General features: G+C 69.0%; 9 protein-coding genes and 1 pseudogene. 5 read left to right on the forward strand and 5 right to left on the reverse strand.

The window, feature by feature from the left end; genetic code table 11:
- Positions 1-69: 69 nt before the first annotated feature.
- A complete protein-coding gene (locus A9X01_RS26285; protein WP_065123507.1) occupies positions 70-1,005 on the forward strand; it encodes an NADP-dependent oxidoreductase in 936 nt (311 codons plus the stop codon).
- Here the strand turns inward: A9X01_RS26285 and A9X01_RS26290 are convergent.
- The gene (locus tag A9X01_RS26290; RefSeq protein WP_436405309.1) at positions 1,002-1,994 is read right to left on the reverse strand and encodes a DEDDh family exonuclease; all 993 of its coding nucleotides are present in this window, start codon (positions 1,992-1,994) and stop codon (positions 1,002-1,004) included. The two genes, A9X01_RS26285 and A9X01_RS26290, sit on opposite strands and share 4 nt — an antisense overlap.
- 133 nt (positions 1,995-2,127) lie before the next feature.
- On the opposite strand from A9X01_RS26290, the gene A9X01_RS26295 reads away from it, so the two are divergent.
- From A9X01_RS26295 to A9X01_RS26305, 3 genes are read left to right on the forward strand one after another with little or no spacing between them, the layout of a single operon-like run.
- On the forward strand, positions 2,128-3,357 hold the full coding sequence (locus A9X01_RS26295; protein ID WP_065123508.1) for a Mur ligase family protein: 1,230 nt from the start codon (positions 2,128-2,130) through the stop codon (positions 3,355-3,357).
- Positions 3,350-4,057, forward strand: a complete 708-nt coding sequence (locus A9X01_RS26300) for a type 1 glutamine amidotransferase (RefSeq protein WP_065123509.1) — start codon at positions 3,350-3,352, stop codon at positions 4,055-4,057. Before A9X01_RS26295 ends, A9X01_RS26300 begins: the two co-directional genes overlap by 8 nt.
- Positions 4,057-4,494, forward strand: coding sequence for a hypothetical protein (locus tag A9X01_RS26305; RefSeq protein ID WP_065123510.1), 438 nt, complete (start codon positions 4,057-4,059; stop codon positions 4,492-4,494). The genes A9X01_RS26300 and A9X01_RS26305 overlap by 1 nt, the downstream gene beginning before the upstream one ends.
- A 6-nt stretch (positions 4,495-4,500) precedes the next feature.
- On the opposite strand, the gene recR is transcribed toward A9X01_RS26305, so the two are convergent.
- Positions 4,501-5,112 (reverse strand): recombination mediator RecR, encoded by a 612-nt coding sequence (gene recR, locus A9X01_RS26310; RefSeq protein ID WP_065033954.1) that lies wholly within the window; start codon positions 5,110-5,112, stop codon positions 4,501-4,503.
- A gap of 10 nt (positions 5,113-5,122) precedes the next feature.
- Positions 5,123-5,476, reverse strand: a complete 354-nt coding sequence (locus A9X01_RS26315; RefSeq protein ID WP_081282648.1) for a YbaB/EbfC family nucleoid-associated protein — start codon at positions 5,474-5,476, stop codon at positions 5,123-5,125.
- Between the two features lie 98 nt (positions 5,477-5,574).
- Here A9X01_RS26315 and A9X01_RS26320 point away from each other — a divergent pair, with 98 nt between their 5' ends.
- On the forward strand, positions 5,575-6,345 hold the full coding sequence (locus tag A9X01_RS26320) for an Rv3717 family N-acetylmuramoyl-L-alanine amidase (RefSeq protein WP_216638944.1): 771 nt from the start codon (positions 5,575-5,577) through the stop codon (positions 6,343-6,345).
- Here A9X01_RS26320 and A9X01_RS26325 read toward each other — a convergent pair.
- A complete protein-coding gene (locus tag A9X01_RS26325; RefSeq protein ID WP_065123512.1) occupies positions 6,342-6,788 on the reverse strand; it encodes an SRPBCC family protein in 447 nt (148 codons plus the stop codon). The two genes, A9X01_RS26320 and A9X01_RS26325, sit on opposite strands and share 4 nt — an antisense overlap.
- Before the next feature lie 78 nt (positions 6,789-6,866).
- Positions 6,867-7,417, reverse strand: a pseudogene (locus A9X01_RS26330) (DNA polymerase III subunit gamma/tau); the annotation flags it as partial.

The raw sequence follows: 7,417 nt of genomic DNA on the forward strand, positions 1-7,417 counted from the left end.
CGAGATCGAAGCAAGTTACACCTGACGTAACTGCTTCGAATTCGAAGCAACAGACCATTGGAGGAAACCATGAAGGCAGTGCTGTACCACCGTTACGGCGGTAGCGAAGTGCTCGAGTACACCGAGATCCAGCGACCGACACCGTCGGCGGGGCAGGTCCTGGTCAAGGTGGCCGGAACGTCGTTCAACCCGGTCGACGCGGGCATTCGCGGCGGCTATCTGTCCGAGGTGTACGCGATCGGCTTTCCGCACATCCCCGGTATCGACTTCGCGGGCACGGTCGCTGAGCTCGGTGACGGCGTGGCGGGCTGGCGGGTCGGCGACGCGGTCGTGGCGTTGCTGCCACTGGATGCTGACGGCGCCGCCGCCGAGTACGTGCTGGCACCCGCGGAGACGTTGGCGGCCGCGCCGCGCTCGGTGCCGCTGGCCGATTCCGCCGCACTGCCGACGGTCGGGCTGACGGCGTGGCAGGCGTTGTTCGAGCTCGCCGAATTGAAGGCGGGACAACAGATCCTGATCAATGGTGCCGGTGGAGCGGTCGGCGGCTATGCGGTCCAACTCGCCAAGCAAGCCGGTGCGATCGTCACCGCAACCGCGTCTGACCGCAGCGCCGACCGGCTACGCGACTACGGCGCCGATCGGGTCATCGAGCACATCGACTACGCGCGGACACCGATTGCCGTCGCCGGGCAGCCGTTCGACGTGGTGCTCAACCTGGTGAGTACCGGCGCGGAGGAAACCGCGGCCCTGGTCGGCGTAGTCGCCGATGGCGGCATCCACGTCGGCACCATGGCGTCCGGGACGGAGGATCCGGTGCGGGGGGTGCGAGCGCAACGCGTCTTCGTCCGTAGCGATGCCGGACAGCTTGCGGAGCTGGTACGCCGCGTCGAGGCCGGCGAGCTGCACATCGATGTCGCCGACCGTCGGCCGCTGGCTGAGGCCGCCGCCGTGCACGATGCGTCCGACGCCGGCCGGCTACCCGGCAAAACGATTCTGTTGCCCTAGAACAGGGCGAGCTGGTCATCGGCCGGGGATGCGTCGACGAATTCCTCCATGCTGGTGCCGCCCACCACGGATCCGACGTTGTGCATGAACTGCGCGTCGGACACCACTGGAACACCGAGCCGCAGGGCGTGATAGCCCTTGCCCTGCTCGGGGGTCGTGTCGTTGCACACCACCAGGGAGGTCTCGCGGTCGACGTCGTCGCTGTAGGCCAGCCCGGCGTGCAGAATCCGTTCGACGAGTTCCTCGTGGGTGCGCCCCACCTCGGCGGCCAGCGCGACCCGCATGCCCTGGACCAGTGGCCTGTCCCGGACGTAGCGCCCCGGGTTCAGGTAGGGACAGGGCATCCGGGCTGCCAACGTCTTCAGCGGCCGCAGCTCGTCGTGGGTGACGCGGCCGTTGGGCCAGCGGCTCCGGGTCACCGGATGCACCGGCAACCAGATGTCCCGGTCGCGTGCCCTGCCCAAGGCCGCGGCCAAGACCCCGGTGAGCACCATGGCGTCGTCGAACGCGTCGTGTGGCCGTTCCTGAGTGACGCCCCAGTGCGCCGCGAGCGTCTCCAGCCGCAGGTTCTCCAGGCCGAGCTCGAGGCGGCGCGCGAGCTCGACCGTGCACATGACGGTGTCGACGGGCAGCTCGGCGTCCACCATCTCCGCTTCAGCCGCCAGAAACGAGTAGTCGAACGCGACGTTGTGCGCCACCAGCGTGCGGCCCCGCAGCACCTCGATCACGTCGTCCGCGATGTCACCGAACTGCGGCTGATCTTCGAGCATCGCGGCCGTCAGCCCGTGCACGTGGGTGGGCCCGGGATCGACCCCTGGGTTGAGCAAGCTGACCACCGACTGCTCAACCCGGCCCCGGGAATCGAGCCCCAGCACGGCGATACTGATGATCCGGGCCTGACCCGGGCGGAAGCCCGAGGTCTCGACATCGATGACGGCCCATCCCCCGTCCGGCTCTCGTGCAGGCCGGCCCCAGGACATCCGGTTCATGGCTTGAGGATGGCACGGCGAACCGACATCTCTGGTTCGCTGACGCGCCGTGTCGGCGTCCAAAAGCTCTGAAGGACGACCCGCTGCACCCGGCGCAGAGCGCCGCGTTTGCGATCGCCCTTAAACTGCCCGGGTGATCACCGCTCGCGCTCGTCTGGCTCTCGCCGCTGGGGCGAGCGCGCGCTGGGCATCCCGAGTGACCGGACGTGGTGCCGGTGCGATGATCGGCGGGCTGGTCGCGATGACGCTGGACCGCTCGGTGTTGCGGCAGCTCGGGGCGGGCCGACGCACGGTTATCGTCACCGGGACCAACGGAAAGTCGACGACGACCCGGATGACCGCCGCCGCGCTGGGCACCATCGGCCCGGTGGCCACCAACGCCGAAGGCGCCAACATGGACGCCGGCCTGGTGGCTGCGCTGGCCGCCGACCGCCGGGCGGAGCTCGCTGCCCTCGAGGTCGACGAGATGCATGTGCCGCACGTCTCCGACGCCGTGGAACCGGCCGCGATCGTGTTGCTCAACCTGTCCCGCGACCAGCTGGACCGGGTCGGAGAGATCAACGTCATCGAACGAACCCTGCGCGGCGGTCTGGAGCGCCACCCCAACGCGGTGATCGTCGCGAACTGCGACGACGTGCTGATGACCTCCGCCGCCTACGACAGCCCGAATGTGGTGTGGGTGGCCGCCGGTGGGTCCTGGGCGAACGACTCGGTCAGCTGTCCGCGCAGCGGTGAGGTGATTGTTCGTGAGCAGCAGCACTGGTATTCCACCGGTGCGGACTTCAAGCGGCCCAGCCCGCAGTGGTGGTACGACGACACCACCCTGTACGGCCCCGACGGCCTGGCGTTACCGATGCGCCTGGCCCTGCCCGGGGCGGTGAACCGCGGCAACGCCGCCCAGGCGGTAGCGGCCGCCGTCGCGCTCGGCGCCGACCCGGCCAAGGCCGTGGCGGCGGTATCGGTGGTCGACGAGGTCGCCGGGCGGTACCGAACCATTCGGTTGGGCGACCATCAGGTGCGGATCCTGCTGGCCAAGAACCCGGCCGGCTGGCAGGAGGCGTTGTCGATGGTCGACAAGCACGCCGACGGCGTGGTGATCGCGGTCAACGGGCAGATCCCCGACGGGGAGGATCTGTCCTGGCTGTGGGACGTGCGCTTCGAACATTTCGAGGAGACCCGCGTGGTGGCCGCCGGTGAGCGAGGGACCGACCTGGCGGTGCGGCTGGGGTACGCCGGCGTCGAGCACACCCTGGTGCACGACACCGTTGCGGCCATCGCGTCGTGCCCGCCGGGGCGGGTGGAGGTCGTCGCCAACTACACCGCATTCCTGCAGCTGAACCGAAGGCTTGCGCGCAATGGCTGACTCGAAGGTGCGGATCGGGCTGGTGCTGCCCGACGTGATGGGCACCTACGGCGACGGCGGCAACGCGGTGGTGCTGCGCCAACGATTGCTACTGCGCGATATCCCCTCCGAGATCGTGGAGATAACCCTGGCCGATCCGGTGCCGGAGTCGCTGGACCTGTACACGCTCGGCGGGGCGGAGGACTATGCCCAGCGCTTGGCGACCCGCCACCTGATCCGGTACCCGGGCCTGCAGCGCGCGGCCGAACGCGGGGCACCCGTGCTGGCGATCTGCGCGGCGGTGCAGGTGCTCGGGCACTGGTACGAAACGTCGTCGGGAGAACGGGTCGACGGGGTGGGCATGCTCGATGCCACCACTTCGCCCCAGGAGACGAGGACCATCGGCGAGCTGGTGTCCAAGCCGCTGCTGGATGGACTGACTCAGCGGTTGACCGGGTTCGAGAACCACCGCGGCGGCACCGTGCTGGGCCCGGCCGCTTCGCCGTTGGCCGCAGTCAGCAAGGGCGCCGGGAACCGGGCCGGTGACGGCTTCGATGGTGTGGTGCAGGGCAACGTGGTGGCGACCTATATGCACGGCCCCTGTTTGGCGCGCAACCCGGAGTTGGCCGACCTGCTGCTCGGCAAGGTGGTGGGCGGGCTGGCGCCCCTAGAGTTGCCCGAGGTGGACCTGTTGCGCCGCGAACGACTGGCGGCGCGCTGATGCGAACCCAACGGGCGAGGTTCAGCGCGCGATTCGCGGCGGGTGCCGCGGCGTTCGGCATGGCGGCGGTCATCGCGTCGCCGACGCCGGCGCACGCCGCCCCGGAAGTCCCGATCGGGCGATACAGCGTGCTCTATGCGGGCAGCGAGAAACCGACCGCCTGGCTCTTCGTCCCCTGCGGGTCGGACTGCACGCGGGCGACCTCACAAGACGGCGGGACGTTCGTCATCAGCTGGGAGTTTCAGCTCGCCAATGGGCGATGGACGCATAACGGCACGACCCAGGTGCCGTGCCCCAACGGCGCATCGACCCCGGCGACCGTGCACTACAGCTTCGATGCGGTGACGCTGGCCGGCGAAGGTGAAACGGCGACGTCGGGGTGTGGTGGCGAGCCGGGCGACAGCTTCACCCGGCGGTTCCAGCTCAGCAAGGCGTAAGAAACGTCAGACCATCGCGCGGCGGCCGGTGAGGGCGCGGCCCAGGGTCAGCTCGTCGGCGAACTCCAAGTCACCGCCCATCGGCAGGCCGGACGCGATCCGCGTCACGGTCAGGCCGGGGATATCGCGCAGCATCCGCACCAGATAGGTGGCGGTCGCCTCGCCCTCGGTGTTGGGGTCGGTAGCGATGATCACCTCGGTGATGTCGACGTCGTCGACCCGCTGACCGATCCGGGTCAACAGCTCCCGGATCCGCAGCTGTTCGGGACCGATTCCGGACAGCGGGTCCAGCGCCCCGCCCAGCACGTGATAGCGGCCCCGGAATTCGCGGGTGCGCTCCACGGCCTGGATGTCCTTCGGTTCCTCGACGACGCACACTTGCGACCCGTCCCGGCGCGGGTCGGCGCAGATCCGGCAGCGCTCCTCGTCGGAGACGTTGCCGCAGACGGCACAGAAGCGCACGCCGTCGCGGACTTTGCCCAACACGGCCGTCAACCGGTCGATGTCCGGCGGCTCGACGGACAACAAGTGGAAGGCGATGCGCTGGGCGCTCTTGGGCCCGATGCCTGGCAGCTTGCCGAGCTCGTCGATCAGGTCCTGAACCGGTCCTTCGAACATGCTGGTGGGATCAGACCCCCGGCACGCCGGGTGCGGGCGGCGCGGCGGGTGGGGCCGGGTGGCGCAGGCCACCGGCCAGCGCACCCAGCCGCTCCTGCGCCATCTTGGTGACTTGTTGGGACGCGTCGCGCATCGCGCCGACGATCAGGTCCTGCAGGGTGTCGATGTCGCTGGGGTCGACGACCTTCGGGTCGATCGTCACCCCCACGACCTCGCCGCTGCCTTTGACGGTGACCTTGACCAGTCCCCCGCCGGCTTCACCGTGCACCTCGGAGTTCGCCAGCTGCTGCTGTGCCTCGAGTAGTTTCTGCTGCATCTGCTGCGCCTGAGCCAGCAGCTGCGACATATCGCCTCCGGGTTGCATGACAGTCCCCTCGCATCTTGGTCTCGAGTTGGTTTCGCCTGCGCTTGTCGGGCGATTTGAAACATTCAGCGTAGTCGGCGCGGCGATACCTTGGCGCAGTGGACGTACGAGTCAGCCTGCGTGTCGGCATCGCCATGATCATCGGAACACTTGCAGCCGCCGCAGTGCCCGTCGGGCCGCTGATGCCCGCCGCAACCGCAGCGCCCGGCAGTCTGGCCGGCATGATCGTGTTCATCGATCCCGGCCACAACGGCGCCAACGACGCTTCCATCGGACGCCAGGTCCCCACCGGTCGAGGCGGTACCAAGGACTGTCAGGCCAGCGGCACGTCAACCAACAGCGGATACTCCGAACACACCTTCACCTGGGACACCGCGCTGCGACTGCGGGCCGCCCTCAATGCCCTGGGCGTACGGACCGCGATGTCGCGCGGCAACGACAACGCGCTCGGACCCTGCGTCGACGAACGCGCCAGCATGGCAAACGCGCTGCACCCGAACGCGATCGTCAGCCTGCACGGCGACGGCGGCCCCGCATCCGGACGGGGATTCCACGTCAACTACTCGTCCCCGCCGCTCAACGCGGCCCAGGCCGGGCCGTCCGTGCAGTTCGCCCGCGTCATGCGCGACCAGTTGCAGGCGTCCGGCATCCCACCGGCGAACTACATCGGCCAGGGCGGCCTCTACGGACGCTCGGACCTGGCCGGCTTGAACCTCGCCCAGTACCCGTCCGTGCTGGTCGAGCTGGGCAACATGAAGAATCCCGCGGATTCGGCGTTGATGGAGTCCGCGGAGGGCCGGCAGAAGTACGCCGACGCGCTGGTCCGCGGCGTCGCGGGGTTCCTGGCCACGCAGGGCCAGGCGCGCTAGGCGGACTGGCCTTCCAGCTCGTTCTTCAGGTTGGTCAGCACCTCGTTCTGAATCTTCTTCAGACCCAGCGGCGCGAACGTCTTCTCGAAGAAGCCCTTCACGCCGCCGGCGCCGGTCCAGGTCGTCGTCAGGGTGACGCTGGATCCGGGGCCCGCGGGAGCCACCGTCCAGTTGATGACCATCGACGAGTTCGCGTCCTTCTCGATGACCGTGTGCCCCGCCACATCTACGTTGACCTGCACGTTCCGTACACGCGACTCGGTCGCCTGCAGCCGCCACTTGGCCACCGTGCCCCGACCCTGACCGCCTTCGAGCACTTCATACTCGCTGTACTGCGGCGAAAGGATCTTCGGACGGACGTTGCGGTAGTCGGCCACCGCGTCGAGCGCCGCCTTCGGCTCCGTGTTGATCAAGACGGTGCTGGCTGCCTTCACCTGTCCCATCAGGTGCAACTCCTCTGCTCATGACCGTGCCACCGCACGGTCGGCTGTCGGGGACCACGATATAGGTGCGCTGTGCGGCTACCCGTCGATGCGACGGGCTCCCAGTTCGTTCTGCAGCAGCTCGAGAGCGACCTCCTCCGGGTCGCGCCGCGGTTCCGACGGATCCGTGCGGCCGGCTTCGGCGAGCATGCTTTCCTCTTCGTCGCGCTGCGCGGAAACCTGTTGTGCGACAGGTTGTTCCACCGTTGGTGGAGCGACACTGACATCGGCGGCGGCCGGCGGGCCGGTTTCACACCGCACCCGCCAGTTCACCCCCAGCGCGTCCTTGAGCGCCTCGACGATGACGTCGGCGTTGCGCTGCTCGGACAGGCGCTTGGCCAGTGGCGCGGCTTCGTGGGTCAACACCAGCGTGCCGTCCTCGACGGCAAGGACCGTGGCGCCGGACAACATGACGGCAGTGGTGCGGCTGCGCTCGCGGACCTTGTCGCGCACCGTCGGCCACATGCTGCGCACCGCGGCGGCGTTGAGTTCGCCCGGCGCGGCGGGAGCCGGCGGCGCGGCCGGCACCAGCACCAACATCAACGGTGGTGCGGGCGGCAACGGCGGCAACGCGGGTGCGGTCGGCAAGG

The sequence above is a fragment of the Mycobacterium asiaticum genome (assembly GCF_001668675.1).
GTDB classification, from domain to species: Bacteria; Actinomycetota; Actinomycetes; order Mycobacteriales; family Mycobacteriaceae; genus Mycobacterium; species Mycobacterium asiaticum_D.

Excerpts from the sequence above, each read along its gene's own strand:
- A9X01_RS26325 (WP_065123512.1), bottom strand. The coding sequence starts at position 6,788 with ATGGGACAGGTGAAGGCAGCCAGCACCGTCTTGATCAACACGGAGCCG.
- recR (WP_065033954.1), bottom strand. The coding sequence starts at position 5,112 with ATGTTCGAAGGACCGGTTCAGGACCTGATCGACGAGCTCGGCAAGCTG.
- A9X01_RS26285 (WP_065123507.1), top strand. The coding sequence starts at position 70 with ATGAAGGCAGTGCTGTACCACCGTTACGGCGGTAGCGAAGTGCTCGAG.
- A9X01_RS26315 (WP_081282648.1), bottom strand. The coding sequence starts at position 5,476 with ATGCAACCCGGAGGCGATATGTCGCAGCTGCTGGCTCAGGCGCAGCAG.
- A9X01_RS26290 (WP_436405309.1), bottom strand. The coding sequence starts at position 1,994 with ATGAACCGGATGTCCTGGGGCCGGCCTGCACGAGAGCCGGACGGGGGA.
- A9X01_RS26305 (WP_065123510.1), top strand. The coding sequence starts at position 4,057 with ATGCGAACCCAACGGGCGAGGTTCAGCGCGCGATTCGCGGCGGGTGCC.
- A9X01_RS26300 (WP_065123509.1), top strand. The coding sequence starts at position 3,350 with ATGGCTGACTCGAAGGTGCGGATCGGGCTGGTGCTGCCCGACGTGATG.